Here is a 17,448-nt window from a genome sequence, read left to right as displayed (position 1 = left end):
GGTGGTCCCACCTGACCCCATGCCGAACTCAGAAGTGAAACGCCGTAGCGCCGATGGTAGTGTGGGGTCTCCCCATGTGAGAGTAGGGAACTGCCAGGCATCAAATAAGTGAAAAGGCCATCCGTAAGGATGGCCTTTTTGCGTTTCTGCGCTATACAAACTAATCCCCCAACGCCCTGCTTATACGGTAAACTACCTGCGTTTTTGCATCAGGATAGCGTCTATGAACCACTCCCTTAAGCCCTGGAATACCTTTGGTATTCAACGCAATGCTAATCACATTGTCCGTGCCGATACTGCACAGCAGTTGCTGAATGCATGGCAAAGCGCAACCGAAAAAAACGAACCCGTACTGATTCTGGGCGAAGGAAGTAATGTCCTGTTTCTCGACGATTTTGCGGGAACAGTGATCGTTAACCGCATCATGGGAATTGATGTGGAAGAGCGCGCCGATAGCTGGCACTTGCACGTGGGGGCCGGAGAAAACTGGCATCACCTGGTGCAATTTACCCTTGAAAAAGGGATGCCAGGCCTGGAAAACCTTGCGCTTATTCCGGGCTGCGCGGGATCATCACCGATTCAAAACATCGGTGCCTATGGCATCGAGCTGAAACATGTCTGTGAATACGTCGACTGCATCGAACTGGCGACTGGAACGGCTAAGCGTTTAACCGCAGAACAGTGCCGTTTTGGCTACCGTGACAGTATCTTCAAACATGAATATCAGGATCGCTACGTGATTGTCGCCGTGGGCCTGCGCCTGTCGAAGAACTGGCAGCCCGTACTGACCTACGGTGATTTAACGCGTCTCGATCCGGCTACCGCCACCCCCCGCGATGTGTTTGACTCGGTTTGTCATATGCGAATGACTAAACTTCCCGACCCGAAAGTAAATGGAAATGCCGGAAGTTTCTTCAAAAACCCGGTGATCGACAGCGAAAAGGCAAAGGTCTTCCTGGAAGGATGGCCCGCAGCACCACATTACCCTCAGGCAGATGGCAGCGTGAAGCTGGCTGCGGGATGGCTTATCGATCAATGCCAGCTAAAAGGCACTTCGGTCGGAGGCGCTGCCGTTCATCAGCAGCAGGCTCTGGTACTGATCAATCAACACGATGCGAGCAGTGATGACGTGGTCAAACTGGCTCATTATGTTCGTGAACGTGTGGGTGAAAAGTTTAACGTCTGGCTGGAGCCAGAAGTCCGCTTCATTGGCCGCACAGGTGAAGTGAATGCCGTGGAGACCATCGCGTGAAAGACAATACCATCCCGTTAACCCTGATTAGCATCCTCGCGGATGGGGAGTTTCACTCTGGCGAGCAGCTGGGTGAGCAGCTGGGCATGAGCCGAGCAGGCATTAATAAACATATCCAGACCCTCCGCGACTGGGGTGTCGATGTCTTTACCGTTCCTGGAAAAGGGTACAGCCTGCCGGAACCCATTCAATTGCTGAATGAAGACGTGATTCGTAGCCAGATTGGGCACGGCAATGTTGCGGTGCTGTCGGTGATTGACTCAACGAACCAGTATCTTCTGGAGCGTCTGCCTGAACTGAAATCCGGCGATGCCTGCGTTGCAGAGTATCAGCAGGCCGGGCGTGGTCGCCGAGGGCGAAAATGGTTCTCGCCCTTTGGTGCCAACCTTTACCTGTCCATGTACTGGCGACTCGATCAAGGCCCTGCCGCAGCGATTGGCCTGAGTCTGGTCATCGGGATTGTCATGGCAGAGGTGCTACACGATCTGGGCGCCGATCGGGTGCGTGTTAAATGGCCTAACGATCTTTACCTGAACGATCGTAAACTTGCCGGTATTCTGGTCGAACTGACGGGAAAAACGGGCGATGCGGCGCAAATCGTGATTGGCGCGGGCCTCAATATGGTGATGCGTAACGTACAAAACGATGTGGTCAACCAGGCCTGGACGAATCTCCAGGAGGCGGGGATCGTCATCGATCGTAACATCCTTGCCGTGCGTATGATTAAAGAGTTGCGCAGTTCACTGACGCTTTTTGAACAGGAAGGACTCGCAACGTTCCTGTCTCGTTGGGAAAAACTGGACAACTTTATCAATCGCCCGGTGAAATTACTGATTGGTGATAAAGAGATCTACGGCATTTCCCGCGGGATTGACGCCCAGGGCGCGTTGCTCCTGGAACAGGATGGCGTGATCAAGCCCTGGATGGGCGGTGAGATTTCACTGCGAAGTGCCGAATAACCGAATGGGGTGAATGATGCGAAAACCCGTTTGCGCGACCCTGGCTGTGATGATGAGTTTGCTGTTCTCTCCTCTCTCGCAGGCGGGTCAGGCCTGGGAGAGTTACAAGGCGCGCTTTTTCAAACCGGAAGGCCGCATTGTTGATACCGGCAACGGCGACGTTTCGCATACGGAAGGTCAGGGTTTCGCCATGTTAATGGCGGTGGCTAACGACGATAAAGCCACGTTCGATAAGCTCTGGCAATGGACCAACAGGACGCTAAAGAACAACGAAAATGGTCTGTTTTACTGGCGTTATAACCCCGCGGAGTCCAATCCGGTCGCTGATAAAAACAACGCCACAGATGGCGATGTCCTGATTGCATGGGCGTTGTTAAAAGCCGATGCGCACTGGCATGACAAACGCTACAGCGCCGCATCGGATGCGATTACGAAAGCATTGATTGAACACAACGTAATCCGCTATGCGGGTTACCGCGTGATGCTGCCCGGCGTACAGGGATTTAAGCTTGAGGATGAAGTGGTCCTTAATCCTTCCTATTTTGTGTTTCCGGCCTGGCAGGCCTTTGCCGGACGCAGTCATTTGCCGGTCTGGCGTGAATTGATAAAGGACGGGAAACGTCTGCTGGGAAAAATGGGATCGGGTAAAGCGAATCTACCGACAGACTGGGTTTCGCTGGCATCCGCGGGCAAGCTGACGCCGGCCAAAGACTGGCCACCGCGAATGAGCTACGATGCGATTCGTATTCCGCTGTACATAGCCTGGTCTGATAAACAAAGCCCGCTGCTGACGCCCTGGAAAGCCTGGTTTGGTCAGTTCCCACGGGAACATACACCCGCCTGGGTTAACGTCACGACCAACGAATACGCGCCCTATATGATGGAAGGCGGTCTGCTGGCGGTCAGGGATTTAACGATGGGTCAGCCATCCGGCGAACCGGAAATCACCTCTAAAGACGACTACTATTCGGCAAGTCTGAAAATGCTGGTATGGATTTCAGCGCAATAATAACGCACTGACACTCCCCTCTCCCTACAGGGGAGAGGGGTAAATCCTTTATTGCGGATACGGTACCCAATCTCCGCCGTTCAGACGAACGTACGGTTTGTTCTGGTACTGAATCACCACAGCATTCGCGTTTTCGGAGACCTCTGCCGTTTGCGGCAGGTTGCTGGTGAGCTGATTCCAGTTCACGCTATCTTCCACAAACAGCTTCCCGTCCACGGCACGGGCAACCAGTTCTGAAATTGCCAGATAGCTGGTTGGCTGTGTAATCTCAATCGGCGCGCCCTGGTGCGGAGCCTTCATACCAAAGAATTTAATGCCCGCAGGCACGTTGGTAATAGACGGGCTTGGAATATCACGCAGACCTGACACCTGCATTCTGTCGCCTTTCAGCGCGCCACCGTGTTCAGGCACGACAACCACCATCACTTTACGGCCTGATTTTTCCAGCTCAGTGAAGAACGCATCCAGCTCGTCGAAGAATTTCTGCGCACGCACTTTATAATCTGCCGTTTTGCTCACGCCCGGGAAGTGGTTACCGTCGTGAAGCGGCAGGGTGTTAAAGAACGTCGCACTGCGCGGGTTGCTGTCTTTTTCGATGGTTTGCAGCCAGCGCTGCAGTACGGCTGTATCGTCGTAAACAGGTGAACCGTCGAAGCCGAGCAGAGTAACGGGAAGCCCGGTTTGATCCATCAGCGGCGCCTGCATGCCACCCTGTTCACGCACCTCTTTCAGGAAGTTACCGAACTGGCCGTTATGTCCCAGCATCAGATGCTGCGTAAAGCCCAGCTTCGCGAGGTTATCGAACAGATAACACTGATTCCCTGCCGGCTGGTACAGGTTTTTATGCGATGTCTGACCGCAGCTTGCACGCAGAAGGCGAATCGCTGCCGGGCCGCTGTATGAGGTGGCAGAGTTGAAATCTTTAAACTGGATATCGAAATGAGACCACAGTGGGTGAGACATTAATCCGGCTGCATCCACATCGGCCCAGGAGAGGGAACAGATGTTAATCACCAGCAGCTCAAACGGTTGAGCATCTGCCGGCAGTGCATCCGGGAATTTCGTCTGTCGCTTATCTTCTGCGGTATAGAAGCTGGAAAGCCACGCATTGAGGTTGGTGGAGGTCGGCGGTGCGGTCTGGGTTGGAATATCACCTACCACAGGCGTATCGCCTGCCGTGGTAACAGTAGCCGCTGCGCTTCCACCTGTGGTGGTCACCGTGGTGGTTGGTTGACCGGCAGGCCACAGGGAGAAGTCCGGTCCTGCCAGCGTCAGCACGTTAAGCCAGATCATAATGGCGACAACAAACACCGTGACGCGGATCCACTGCGACAGGAACAGCCAGGCCACCAGCAGGACAAAGATAGCGCCAATCATCTGCCAGTTAATAAAGCGCTCAACCAGATCAAGCATGTAGTCTGCACTGAAGCCCGCGACCTGTGACCCCTGGCTCATTATGCTGTCCGGACCCGGTAGCCAGGTATCGTGCCAGAACAGCGCAAAGCCGACGGGGATGGCTACCCAGTGACGTAAACGATGCAGCCTGATATTCGGCAACGGCATCAGCAGGAAGGCCATAAAGACCAGGTTAAGCAGGGGATGGAAATTCAGATAGCCTGCCCAGAGCAAACCAAACTTCACCAGAAAGTAAAAGTTCCAGCCGGAAAGGCCGCGCCAGTATTGCCAGAGCGGCGAGGGTGACGAAGCGGTATAGGTAGAATTAGTCATGTTTTCGGTCTGCCTTGACGTGTGATGCCCGTGTCAGTGTTCCGGCTGGTTTTACATAGCGAGGTTTTATAAACATCACTCTGGCCGTATCACGGATACGACGTATGGAATGGCGCGCATAGTAGCCAAGCGGGAAAAAGATCAGCGCACAGAATACGACCAGTTGAATAATATCGCTGATATTCATGATGGTACGTTCTCCCCATTCTCGGTTAATAAGCGATGGGGTTCCGGAACCCGACGCCAGACATGACCGTCATGTCTGGCATTGAGAATCGGTTTTGCATCGCTGGTGATCGCCAGCGGTTTAACCCATTGTTCAGGCTGAAGTGCGCGCATCTGCACCAGCTCCGCGCTGATAGCATTATCTTCGAACCAGATCATACGGTTTGAGAAAATATCCCCGGTAGGCAGGGGAAAGATGTGGTTAAGCGCGGTATCAAGATCGTTCACCCGGCAGAAGGACAAAAATAGCACCAGGCGATTGTCGCCAATGGTCATGATGTCCCCTGTACGATTCGGACGACATAAGGTGAGAGCCTGTTCAACGCGGATACCCGGAACAGGGCGCAGGGCAACCATCACCCCTTTCCCGTCCGCAGGAAGTAGCGTGTTGCTCATCATATTGCCGACGGCGTCGCAGAAGTTATCCCATTTCTGGTATCCGCGCAGCTTCATCGGCTGCGTCATGGAGAGCAAGGTGGAAATGTCTTCCGGCACATGGCGGCTGAACTGCTGGCCCTGAACGCTTTCGATTAGCGTCAGGCAGCGTGACAGCGGCGCATTCCATGGAACAACCATATTTGCTCCGCAGCCAAGCAGCAGACGCTCATCGGTGGCGCGCAGGCTGGTATTGTTTTCCCGCACCACAATTTTTAATGCGCTGCCGCGCTGGCGACGTAAGGTATGAATCTGTCTCGCCAGCGTCTCAATCTGGTTATTTTGCATCAACGAGAAAACAAGGGTTGCCGCCTGGGTTGTACGAGCTTCATGAAAAAGCGCTTCGTTAGACTCAAACAGCGACCAGTTTTCCGACAGCGCGGGCGCGCCCTCTAAAACCGCAATATGGCTCAGGATGCGTTTTTCATCACTGCGCGGCTGCACAACCGTTTCTTCCTGCTGTGCCAGGTGCCATTTCCCCTCACTCTGTTTCAGGGTCAGCTGTTGCCTGGCGCTCACGCCTTTTTCATTACACCAGAAAGCAATATCGTAGAGATAGCTGCCCACCTGGTCACGCAGACTGGCCAGACCGAACAGGGAGCGATATTCACCCATTAAAAGTGAAAATAACTTGTCATTATTACTGCCGGGATTGACGACCAATAGCGTGCAATTTTGAAATTTTGCCCATTTATTGATTTTTTCCAGCCACGGCAGCAGTTTTTCAGCAGGGATATTTTGCAGGACGTTATTTGCGCATTTAAGAATCACTAAATAGTGATCCGGATCAATGGAGCACTGAACGTCGCGGGACAAAAAGTATAGACTATCCACTTCTGCTGACATGGAAAATAAGCGCACGGTTTGCGGTCCGCCGTCACTTTCCAGCGTGATAATTTTCTTCGGCTCTTCGCCCATGCTAATGACAGCCACGCGGGAATCCTTATCCTGGGCGGCAATTGTCTGGTTTACCAGACTGATGGCATCTTCATTACGGTCGGTATTAATCCACCAGACTCCACCGACTGGCATGTGGCTCAATTCGTCCCATAATGACTGGATGCCAATAGAAAATATGGAGTCCACGGTGTCCCTCTTTTCGTCTAATTTATCTGTATCTCAGTTTACTAGCGAAAGCGTAGAAATAAACCTAACATTGAAATTAAAGAACATCAGATTTAGCATGTAAATGAAATTTGTCAGGGCAGGACGCCCCGCAACTTCTGAGCGTGCGATTTTCCTCAAAGGGATGGCAGAAAAATGGATAATAACGAACCCGGAACCCCAGTCGACTCGACCCTGGGCTATACATTCCAAAACGATTTTCTGGCGCTGACGCAGGCCTTTTCTTTACCTGAAATAGATTACACCGATATTTCCCAGCGGGAACAGTTGGCCGCGGCTATTAAACGCTGGCCATTATTAGCTGAATTCGCCCATCAACAATAAGGGAGCCATTGATGGCCATACTCGGATTACAGGGTGTCCGTGGCGGTGTGGGTACCACATCCGTTACCGCGGCGCTGGCGTGGTCATTACAGCTTTTAGGTGAATCGGTGTTGGTGATTGACGCCTGCGCCGATAATTTGCTGCGTATGTCGTTCAACGTCGACTTCACTCGTGAAGCGGGTTGGGCACGCGCGTTGCTTGATGATAAAGACTGGCGGGATGCAGGGCTGCGCTATACCTCTCAGCTTGATTTACTGCCTTTTGGTCAGCTCACCACCACCGAACGTGAGAATGAAGCCGCTTATCAGCGGTTGTTTTCGCAGTTCACGCTTGCATTGCAAAGTCTGAAAGAAAAAGGCCACTACCAGTGGATCCTGGTGGATCTGCCGCACGGCGCCGGGACGTTAACCCGGCAGCTTATCGCGCAGTGCGATCATGTTCTCTCCATCGTCAACGTGGATGCAAATTGCCATATTCGTCTGCATCAACAAGGGCTGCCGCAAAATGCGCACCTCCTGATTAATGACTTACGCATCGGGAGCCAGATCCAGGACGATCTCTACCAGGTCTGGCTACAGAGTCAGCGTCGCCTGCTACCCATTGTGATTCACCGGGATGAAGGAATGGCAGAATCCCTGGCCTCCAAGCAGCCGCTCGGCGAGTACCGCAGCGATTCCCTGGCGGCAGAAGAGATCCTCACGCTGGCTAACTGGTGTCTGCTGAACTTCGCCAACGCGGCGGAGCCGGCAGGGAGTTCGATATGAGTCGACTCGCCAGTTGGTTCCTTATCCCGCCGGTTAATGCGCGTCTGAGCGAACGCTACCGACATTTTCGTCGGCATGGTGCGTCGGCATTCAGTGCCGCGCTTGGCTGTTTCTGGATGATTATGGCCTGGATGTTCATTCCGCTTGAACATCCGCGCTGGCAGCGCATACGTGCGCACCATAATGAATTATATCCACACATTAACCCTGACCGGCCGCGGCCTTTGGATCCGGCGCGTTATCTCATTCAGGCCGTCTGGCTGGTCGTCACCTCGTCACAGCGAGAACGCCAGACGCCGCACTGGCGCAGTTTCTCCCGCGTTCAACAGCTGCGCGAGCGCTATCACCAGTGGCTGGATAAATTGCCTGACAGCGTGACCGACAAAACCAGCCATCTGGATAACCAAAAAGAGCTCGGGCACCTCCACCCGGGCCTGCGGCGTTTTATCCTCGGCGTGATTGTCGTGTTCTCACTGATTCTGGCGCTGGTCTGTATTACGCAACCCTTCAATCCCCTGGCGCAGTTCACCTTCCTGATCCTGCTGTGGGGCGTGGCGTTGCTGGTGCGTCGTATTCCGGGCCGCTTCTCGGCGCTGATGCTGATTGTGCTGTCGCTGACCGTTTCCTGCCGCTATATCTGGTGGCGTTATACCTCAACGCTGAACTGGGACGACCCGGTGAGTCTGGTCTGCGGTCTGATTCTGCTGTTTGCCGAAACCTATGCCTGGATTGTGCTGGTGTTGGGGTATTTCCAGGTCATCTGGCCGCTCAATCGCCAGCCCGTGCCGCTGCCGAAGGACACCACGACGTGGCCGACTGTCGATCTCTTCGTCCCAACCTACAATGAAGACCTGAGCGTGGTGAAAAACACCATTTATGCTGCGCTCGGCATCGACTGGCCGAAAGATAAACTCAAGGTCTGGATCCTGGATGACGGCAACCGCCCAGCGTTCCGCCAGTTCGCGGAAGAGGTCGGCGTCGAATACATCGCCCGTCCGACGCACGAACATGCTAAAGCCGGTAACATCAATAACGCGCTGAAGTATGCCACCGGGGAGTTTGTCTCGATCTTTGACTGCGACCACGTACCTACGCGATCGTTCCTGCAGATGACCATGGGCTGGTTCCTGAAAGAGAAAGAGCTGGCAATGATGCAGACGCCGCACCACTTCTTCTCGCCGGACCCGTTTGAACGCAACCTTGGCCGTTTCCGTAAGACCCCGAACGAAGGCACGCTGTTCTATGGTCTGGTGCAGGATGGTAACGACATGTGGGACGCCACGTTCTTCTGCGGCTCCTGTGCGGTTATCCGCCGTAAACCGCTGGATGAAATTGGCGGTATTGCCGTCGAAACGGTGACTGAAGATGCGCACACCTCGTTGCGTCTGCACCGTCGGGGTTATACCTCGGCCTATATGCGTATTCCTCAGGCCGCCGGTCTGGCGACGGAATCGCTCTCGGCGCACATTGGTCAGCGTATTCGCTGGGCGCGCGGCATGGTGCAGATTTTCCGTCTCGATAATCCACTGATAGGGAAAGGGCTCAAGCTGGCGCAGCGTCTCTGCTACGTCAACGCGATGTTCCACTTCTTATCCGGCATCCCGCGGCTGATCTTCCTGACCGCACCGCTGGCGTTTCTGCTCCTTCACGCCTATATCATCTACGCCCCGGCGCTGATGATTGCGCTGTTTGTTCTGCCGCACATGATCCACGCGAGCCTGACGAACTCGAAGATTCAGGGTAAATATCGCCATTCCTTCTGGAGTGAAATCTACGAAACGGTGCTGGCCTGGTACATTGCGCCGCCAACGATGGTGGCGCTGATCAACCCGCATAAAGGGAAATTCAACGTCACCGCGAAGGGGGGGCTGGTGGAAGAGGAGTACGTCGACTGGGTGATCTCCCGTCCGTATATCTTCCTGGTGTTGCTGAACATCGTTGGCGTCATCGCCGGTATCTGGCGTTACTTCTACGGCCCTGAAAATGAAATCCTGACCGTCTTTGTGAGTATGGCCTGGGTCTTCTACAACCTGATTATTCTTGGCGGCGCGGTGGCGGTGTCGGTGGAGAGTAAACAGGTTCGTCGCGCGCATCGCGTTGAAATCTGCATGCCCGCGGCGATTGCCCGTGAAGATGGTCACCTCTTCTCCTGTACCGTGCACGACTTCTCTGACGGTGGTCTGGGGATCAAAATCAACGGCCAGGCGAAAGTGCTGGAAGGGCAAAAAGTTAACTTGCTGCTTAAGCGCGGCCAGCAGGAGTATGTCTTCCCGACGCAGGTAGCGCGTGTGGCGGGCAATGAAGTCGGTCTGCAACTGATGCCGTTGACCAAAAAGCAACACATTGATTTTGTGCAGTGTACGTTTGCCCGTGCGGATACATGGGCTCTCTGGCAGGACAGCTTCCCGGAAGATAAACCTCTGGAAAGCCTGCTGGATATTCTGAAGCTGGGGTTCCGTGGCTATCGTCACCTTGCAGAATTTGCCCCGTCGTCGGTGAAATTAATTTTCCGGTCACTTACTTCGCTGGTTTCCTGGGTCGTGTCGTTCATTCCTCGTCGTCCTGAGCGGGATGAGGCGAAGCAGGCGGACCCGGTTATGGCTCAACAATGATGATAACGCGATGAAAACAAAACTTTCCTGGTTATGTGCAGTGGCAATGGGGATGAGTGCGCTCCCCGCAACAATGGCTAACGCAGAGCCTGATAACGCAGCGGCAACGCCTGCGCCAACAGTGCCTGTGGTCGCGCAGGCAACCGATCCGGTTATTACTGCCGCGCCCGGTCAAACAGAAAATGTCATTCCGAACCAGCCAACGGAGGGGAACACTCTACCCGCCGAGAACCCGGTTATCGGACAGGTGATGCCGGGTGTTCGGGGGGCGAATGCGCCCGTTGTCGCGGAAAATGCTCCGTCGCGCGACGTCAAGCTGACCTTCGCGCAAATCGCGCCGCCGCCGGGCAGCATGGTGTTGCGCGGCATCAATCCTAATGGCGGCATTGAATTTGGCATGCGCAGCGATGAAGTCGTCTCGAATGCCGTACTGAACCTTGAATATACCCCGTCGCCGTCCCTGCTGCCGACCCAGTCTCAGTTGAAGGTTTACCTGAACGATGAGCTGATGGACGTACTGCCGGTTACCAAAGAACAACTGGGTAAGAAAACGCAGGCGCAGGTGCCGATTAACCCGCTGTTCATTACCGACTTTAACCGCATTCGTCTGGAGTTTGTGGGTCACTACCGCGATGTCTGTGAAAACCCGGCCAGCAACACGCTGTGGATGGACATCGGGCGTAACTCCTCGCTGCAGATGACCTATCAGTCCCTGGCGCTGAAGAACGATCTCTCCGCCTTCCCGGTGCCGTTCTTCGATCCTCGTGATAACCGTCCGCTCACGCTGCCGATGGTGTTTGCGTCGTCCCCGGACGTAACCGAGCAGCTGGCGGCCACCATTGTGGCTTCCTGGTTTGGTTCGCGTTCCGGCTGGCGTGGTCAGAACTTCCCGGTGATGTATGACAAAATGCCGGACAGAAACGCGATTGTATTTGCCACTAACGCGAAACGTCCTGCCTTCCTGCGCGATCATCCTGAAGTCAAAGCGCCAACCATTGAGATGGTCAGCCACCCGGATAACCCGTACGTGAAGCTGCTGGTGGTCTTTGGTCGTGACGATAAAGATCTGGTCCAGGCGGCAAAAGCGATTGCCCAGGGCAACGTTCTTTTCCGCGGCAACAGCGTCGTGGTGGACGAGGTCAAGCCGCTGCTGGCGCGTAAACCTTATGATGCGCCAAACTGGGTGCGTACCGACCGTGTCGTGACGTTTGGTGAGCTGAAAACCTATGAAGAGCAGCTGCAGGCGTCCGGGCTTGAACCCTCGCCAATTAGCCTGTCACTGAACCTGCCGCCGGATCTGTACCTGCTGCGTACCAACGGCATTGATATCAATCTTAACTACCGCTATACCGCCCCAGCGACGAAAGACAGCTCGCGCATGGATATCAGCCTGAACAACCAGTTCCTGCAATCGTTCAGCCTGCAAAGTACCCAGGACACTAACCGACTGATGCTTCGCCTGCCGGTGCTGCAGGGGCTGCTGGACGGTAAAACGGATGTCTCCATTCCGGCACTGAAGCTTGGGGCAATCAACCAGCTGCGTTTTGACTTCCAGTACATGAACCCGATGCCTGGCGGTTCGGTGGATAACTGCATCACCTTCCAGCAGGCTCAGAACCACGTTGTCATCGGCGATGAGTCGACCATCGACTTCTCGAAGTACTATCACTTCCTGGCGATGCCGGATCTGCGCGCCTTTGCTAATGCAGGCTTCCCGTTCAGCCGCATGGCCGATCTCTCTGAGTCCATCGTTGTGATGCCAAAAGCGCCAAACGAAGGTCAGGTGACAACCCTGCTTGATACCATAGCAACCGTTGGGGCCCAGACGGGATTGCCGGCAATTAACGTCACGTTGACGGACGATGGCAGCCAGATCCAGAACAAAGACGCTGACATCATGGTCATCGGTACGATTCCGGATAAGCTGAAGGATGATAAGCGTATCGATCTGCTGGTGAAAGCCACGGAGTCCTGGGTTAACACCCCGCTGCGCCAGACCGATTTCCCGAGCATCATGCCGGATGCGAACGATCGCCAGGCCAGCACGCAGACGGCCGTCACCTCTCAGGGGGCGATGGCTGCGGTAGTGGGCTTCCAGTCACCTTATAACGATCAGCGTAGCGTGGTAGCGCTTCTGGCGGACAGCCCGCGTGGCTATGAACTGCTGAATACGGCGATGAACGATAGTGGTAAACGTGCCGCGATGTTTGGCTCTGTGTCGGTGATCCGTGAGTCTGGCGTCAACAGCCTGCGCGTGGGTAATGTGTACTACGTCGGTCATCTGCCGTGGTTCGAACGCCTGTGGTATGCGCTGTCTAACCATCCGGTTCTGCTCGCCATCCTGGCCGCGGTCAGCGTGGTCTTGCTGGCATGGGTGCTGTGGCGTCTGCTGCGTATCATCAGCCGTCGTCGCCTCAACCCGGATGAGTAAGATGTGATGAAAGCCTTTCGCTGGTGTGCAGTAGCAGCGTTGATGCTGGCGGCGCTTCCTCTTCGCGCCGCCTGTACCTGGCCTGCCTGGGAGCAGTTCAAAAAGGATTACATCAGCGAGGGCGGGCGCGTCATTGATCCCAGTGACACGCGCAAAATTACGACGTCGGAAGGGCAAAGCTATGCGTTGTTCTTTGCTCTGGCCGCCAACGATCGCCGCGCGTTTGAGCAAATACTGACATGGACGCGCGATAACCTTGCCGGCGGCAATCTCAACGACCATCTGCCTGCCTGGCTCTGGGGGCAGAAAGACAAAGAAAACTGGGCGGTGATTGACACCAACTCCGCCTCAGATGCCGATGTCTGGATCGCCTGGTCACTGCTTGAAGCGGGCCGGTTATGGAAACATCCGGACTACACCCGCACGGGTAAGGCGCTGTTGAAACGCATTGCCGGTGAGGAAGTGGTGAAAGTACCAGGGCTCGGCGCCATGCTGCTTCCGGGTAAAGTCGGTTTTGCTGATGAAAACGCCTGGCGCTTTAACCCCAGCTATCTTCCTCCGCAGTTAGCAAGCTATTTCACCCGCTTTGGTGCCCCGTGGACCACGCTTCGTGAAACGAATCTGCGACTGCTGCTGGAAAGCGCGCCAAAGGGGTTCTCGCCGGACTGGGTGCAGTATCAGAAAAACAGAGGCTGGCAGTTAAAGCAGGATAAAGCGCTGGTAGGGGGCTACGACGCTATTCGTGTCTATCTTTGGGTGGGCATGATGAGTGATAAAGACCCTCAGAAAGCCCGGTTGCTGACGCGCTTCCAGCCGATGGCGGCAAAAACAATGAAACAGGGCGTGCCGCCGGAAAAAGTGGACGTGGCGACGGGTAAACGCACCGGCAATGGTCCGGTCGGGTTCTCTGCCGCCATGCTGCCGTTTTTACAACAGCGCGATGCTCAGGCGGTTCAGCGCCAGCGCGTTGCAGACCATTTTCCCGATAACAACGCCTATTACAGCTATGTACTGACTCTCTTTGGTCAGGGATGGGATCAGCATCGTTTTCGCTTCACCGCTAAAGGTGACTTAATACCGGATTGGGGCCAGGAATGCGCAAGTTCACAGTAAATTTACTCACTTTATCGCTTGGGCTGGCACTGATGCCGCTGGCGCAGGCCGTTAACTCTCCGCAGCAGAAACAGCTGCTGGAGCAGGTTCGGCTGGGCGAGTCGACACAGCGTGAGGATTTGGTTCGTCAGTCGCTCTATCGTCTTGAACTGATTGATCCGAACAACCCTGATGTTATTGCCGCCCGTTTTCGTTACCTGCTGCGCCAGGGCGATACCGCCGGTGCGCAAAAAGAGCTGGATCGCCTGAAAGGGATCGCTCCGGGCTCCAGCGCGTATCAGTCCTCACGCAATACGATGCTGCTTTCCACCCCGGATGGCCGACAGCAGTTACAGCAGGCGCGCTTGCTCGCCACGACAGGGCACACTCAGGAGGCGATTGCCGCCTATGACAAGCTCTTTGACGGCAACCCGCCGGGTGGCGACGTGGCGACGGAATACTGGAATGTGGTGGCGAAAGATCCTGCCCGCCGCAATGCGGCCATTAACCAGCTGAAAAAAATTAACAGCAGCAGCCCCGGTAATACGCAGCTGCAGACGACGCTTTCCCAGCTCCTGTTCCAGAGCGGGCGCCGCGATGAGGGCTTTGCGGTCCTGCGGGAGATGGCTAAATCGACCGGCGGCCGCAGCCAGGCGTCTGACATGTGGTATGAGCAGATCAAAGACCAGCCTGCCAGCAGCGCCAGCGTCAGCGCGTTGCAAAAATACCTGAGCGTTTTCAGCGACGGCGATAGCGTCGCGGCGGCGCGTGCCCAGCTTGAAGCGCAGCAAAAACAGCTCGCAGACCCGGCCTTCCGGGCGAAAGCGGAAGGTCTGGCGGCAGTGGATGCCGGGCAGGGGAGTAAGGCGGTTGCGGAGCTGCAAAAAGCCGTCAGCGCCAACCATGCTGACAGTGAAGCGGTGGGTGCCCTGGGACAGGCTTATTCCCAGAAAGGCGATCGTGCCCGCGCGGTGGCGCAGTTCGAAAAGGCCATAGCCCTCGACCCGCAGAGCGATAACCGGGGTAAATGGGACAGTTTGCTGAAGGTCAACCGCTACTGGCTGCTGATCCAGCAGGGCGATGCGGCGCTCAAGGCGAATAACCCGTCACAGGCGGAACGTTACTATCAGCAGGCACGTAACATAGACAATACCGACAGTTACGCGGTGCTGGGCCTGGGTGATGCCGCGGCGGCACGTAAAGATAACGATGCGGCGGAGCGTTATTATCGTCAGGCGTTGCGTATGGACAGCGGTAACAGCAATGCGGTTCGCGGTCTGGCCAATATTTACCGCGCACAGTCACCGGAGAAAGCCTCGCAGTTTATCCAGTCGCTTTCTGCCAGCCAGCGCCGGAGCATTGATGATATTGAACGTAGCCTGACTAACGAGCAACTGTCTGCCCAGGCCGAACAGCTGGAGAATCAGGGGAAATACGCCCAGGCAGCAGAAATACAGCGCCGCCGTCTGGCGCTCTCGCCAGGCGACGTCTGGATAACGTATCGTCTCTCGCGCGATCTCTACAGCGCGGGCCAGCGCAGCCAGGCGGACACCCTGATGCGCCAGCTTGCCAGCCAGAAACCGTCTGACCCGGATCAGGTGTATGCCAACGGGCTCTATCTCTCCGGGAACAATCAGGACCGGGCCGCGCTGGCGCATCTGGATACGCTGCCGCGTAGCCAGTGGAATGGCAACATTCAGGAACTGGCCGACCGTCTGCAAAGTAACCAGGTGCTGGAAACCGCCAACCGCCTGCGCGACAGCGGTAAAGAGCAGGAGGCGGAAAACCTTCTGCGTCAGCAGCCGACCTCTACCCGTATCGACTTAACGCTGGCCGACTGGGCGCAGCAGCGTGGCGATCTGGAATCGGCGAAAACGACGTACAACGCCGTCCTGCAGCGTGAGCCGCAGAACGAGGACGCGATCCTCGGTCTGACCGAGATTTATAGCGCGCAAGGTAACAAGGACGCTGCGCGTGCCGAGCTGGCGAAACTGCCTGCCGCGCAGAATGGCGAACCGTTATCCCTCAATATGCAGCGTCGGATCGCGATGGCGCAGGCGGGGCTGGGCGATTCCGCCGCCGCAGAGCAAACCTTCAACAACATCATTCCGCAGGCCAAATCGCAGCCTGCCTCAATGGAAAATGCGCTGGTGTTACGTGATGCCGCGCGCTTCCAGGCGCAGAACGGTCAGCCTCAGCAAGCGCTGGAGACGTATAAAGACGCGATGGTGTCATCAGGCATCACGACGACCCGTCCGGTGGACAACGACAGTTTCACCCGTCTGACGCGTAACGATGAAAAAGATGACTGGCTGAAGCGCGGCGTACGGAGTGACGCCGGTGATTTGTACCGTCAGCAGGATGTTAACGTCACGCTGCAGCACGATTACTGGGGCTCCAGCGGCACGGGGGGCTATTCCGATCTGAAAGCCCATACCACCATGCTCCAGGTCGATGCCCCGCTCTCTGATGGCCGCATGTTCTTCAGAAGCGATTTGGTCAATATGGACGCCGGTTCATTTGATAACAATAACGGTACGTACGGCCCTAAATGGGGGACCTGCTACGAAACACCGTGTAGCGGCAGCACCCATCAGAGTGACAGTGGCGCCAGCGTCGCCGTCGGCTGGCAGAATAAAACCTGGTCGATGGATATTGGTACCACCCCGATGGGCTTTGACGTCGTCGACGTGGTGGGCGGCCTGAGCTACAGCAGCGATCTGGGTCCCATCGGTTATACCGTCAATGCCCATCGTCGGCCAATCTCCAGTTCACTGCTGGCCTTCGCCGGGCAGAAAGATACCAATACCGGCACCACCTGGGGCGGCGTACGTGCGACCGGGGGGGGCGTAAGCATCAGCTATGACAAAGGTGAGGCGAACGGCGTCTGGTCAAGCCTGAACGCAGAAACGCTGACGGGTAAAAATGTGGAAGATAACTGGCGCGTCCGCTGGATGACGGGTTACTACTACAAGCTCATTAATAAAAACAACGAGCGCCTGACGGTCGGCGTCTCCAATATGCTCTGGCATTACGACAAAGACCTGAGCGGATATACCCTGGGTCAGGGCGGCTATTACAGCCCGCAGGAGTATGTCTCCTTCGCACTGCCGGTGACCTGGCGTAAACGCACGGAAAACTGGTCCTGGGAGCTGGGCGGCTCTGTCTCCTGGTCACACTCCAAAACCAAAGATGAACTGCGCTACCCAATTCAGAGTCTGATCCCGACCGATGAACCCGGCCGCTATACTGACCGGGGCGCGATGGAAACCGGCAGCAGCAGCTCCGGCACGGGTTATACCGCACGGGCGATTATCGAACGCCGGGTTACGTCCAACTGGTTTGTGGGCATGGGCGTGGATATTCAGGAAGCGAAAGACTATACCCCAAGCCATGCGCTGATTTATGTGCGTTACTCTGCCGCAGGCTGGCAGGGCGATATGGACTTACCGCCGCAGCCGCTCATTCCTTACGCGGACTGGTAATCGGATT

General features: G+C 55.7%; 12 protein-coding genes and 1 rRNA gene. 10 read left to right on the top strand and 3 right to left on the bottom strand.

Translation table 11 applies throughout. The features are described from left to right. From rrf to ACOTY9_RS19725, 4 genes are all read left to right on the top strand, one after another. Positions 1-99 (top strand): 5S ribosomal RNA (gene rrf, locus ACOTY9_RS19740); the annotation flags it as partial. 124 nt (positions 100-223) lie between these two features. Beyond that, positions 224-1,252, top strand: coding sequence for a UDP-N-acetylmuramate dehydrogenase (gene murB, locus ACOTY9_RS19735; protein WP_023331542.1), 1,029 nt, complete (start codon positions 224-226; stop codon positions 1,250-1,252). Continuing rightward, positions 1,249-2,211, top strand: coding sequence for a bifunctional biotin--[acetyl-CoA-carboxylase] ligase/biotin operon repressor BirA (gene birA / locus ACOTY9_RS19730; protein ID WP_348566064.1), 963 nt, complete (start codon positions 1,249-1,251; stop codon positions 2,209-2,211). The genes murB and birA overlap by 4 nt, the downstream gene beginning before the upstream one ends. A 16-nt stretch (positions 2,212-2,227) precedes the next feature. Further along, complete coding sequence (locus tag ACOTY9_RS19725; RefSeq protein WP_348566065.1) at positions 2,228-3,220, top strand: glycosyl hydrolase family 8; 993 nt, start codon at positions 2,228-2,230, stop codon at positions 3,218-3,220. 48 nt (positions 3,221-3,268) lie between these two features. Here ACOTY9_RS19725 and bcsG read toward each other — a convergent pair whose 3' ends face one another. Genes bcsG through bcsE form a run of 3 tightly spaced genes read right to left on the bottom strand, consistent with a single transcriptional unit; the run spans position 3,269 to position 6,694 of the window. Further along, positions 3,269-4,948 (bottom strand): cellulose biosynthesis protein BcsG, encoded by a 1,680-nt coding sequence (gene bcsG, locus ACOTY9_RS19720; RefSeq protein WP_014885606.1) that lies wholly within the window; start codon positions 4,946-4,948, stop codon positions 3,269-3,271. Continuing rightward, a complete protein-coding gene (gene bcsF / locus ACOTY9_RS19715) occupies positions 4,941-5,135 on the bottom strand; it encodes a cellulose biosynthesis protein BcsF (RefSeq protein WP_014885605.1) in 195 nt (64 codons plus the stop codon). Before bcsF ends, bcsG begins: the two co-directional genes overlap by 8 nt. After that, positions 5,132-6,694, bottom strand: a complete 1,563-nt coding sequence (gene bcsE / locus ACOTY9_RS19710) for a cellulose biosynthesis c-di-GMP-binding protein BcsE (protein WP_014885604.1) — start codon at positions 6,692-6,694, stop codon at positions 5,132-5,134. Before bcsE ends, bcsF begins: the two co-directional genes overlap by 4 nt. Before the next feature lie 174 nt (positions 6,695-6,868). On the opposite strand from bcsE, the gene bcsR reads away from it, so the two are divergent. Genes bcsR through bcsC form a run of 6 tightly spaced genes read left to right on the top strand, consistent with a single transcriptional unit; the run spans position 6,869 to position 17,441 of the window. After that, positions 6,869-7,057, top strand: coding sequence for a cellulose biosynthesis protein BcsR (gene bcsR / locus ACOTY9_RS19705; RefSeq protein WP_008503237.1), 189 nt, complete (start codon positions 6,869-6,871; stop codon positions 7,055-7,057). Between the two features lie 11 nt (positions 7,058-7,068). Then, a complete protein-coding gene (gene bcsQ / locus ACOTY9_RS19700; RefSeq protein ID WP_023337934.1) occupies positions 7,069-7,821 on the top strand; it encodes a cellulose biosynthesis protein BcsQ in 753 nt (250 codons plus the stop codon). Next, positions 7,818-10,433 carry a UDP-forming cellulose synthase catalytic subunit gene (gene bcsA / locus ACOTY9_RS19695; RefSeq protein WP_014885602.1) on the top strand — a complete coding sequence of 872 codons (2,616 nt, stop codon included), beginning with the start codon at positions 7,818-7,820 and terminating at the stop codon, positions 10,431-10,433. Before bcsQ ends, bcsA begins: the two co-directional genes overlap by 4 nt. A gap of 10 nt (positions 10,434-10,443) precedes the next feature. Then, complete coding sequence (bcsB, locus tag ACOTY9_RS19690) at positions 10,444-12,864, top strand: cellulose biosynthesis cyclic di-GMP-binding regulatory protein BcsB (protein ID WP_348566063.1); 2,421 nt, start codon at positions 10,444-10,446, stop codon at positions 12,862-12,864. Positions 12,865-12,870: 6 nt separating this feature from the next. Beyond that, on the top strand, positions 12,871-13,977 hold the full coding sequence (bcsZ, locus tag ACOTY9_RS19685; protein WP_045135438.1) for a cellulose synthase complex periplasmic endoglucanase BcsZ: 1,107 nt from the start codon (positions 12,871-12,873) through the stop codon (positions 13,975-13,977). Further along, positions 13,959-17,441, top strand: a complete 3,483-nt coding sequence (gene bcsC / locus ACOTY9_RS19680; RefSeq protein WP_421637393.1) for a cellulose synthase complex outer membrane protein BcsC — start codon at positions 13,959-13,961, stop codon at positions 17,439-17,441. The genes bcsZ and bcsC overlap by 19 nt, the downstream gene beginning before the upstream one ends. The last annotated feature ends 7 nt before the right edge of the window (positions 17,442-17,448 follow it).

The sequence above is a fragment of the Enterobacter cloacae complex sp. SHL012 genome (assembly GCF_049237505.1).
GTDB classification, from domain to species: Bacteria; Pseudomonadota; Gammaproteobacteria; order Enterobacterales; family Enterobacteriaceae; genus Enterobacter; species Enterobacter kobei.
Note: the sequence above shows the minus strand (reverse complement) of the source record. Positions and strands in the feature narration are given on the sequence as shown.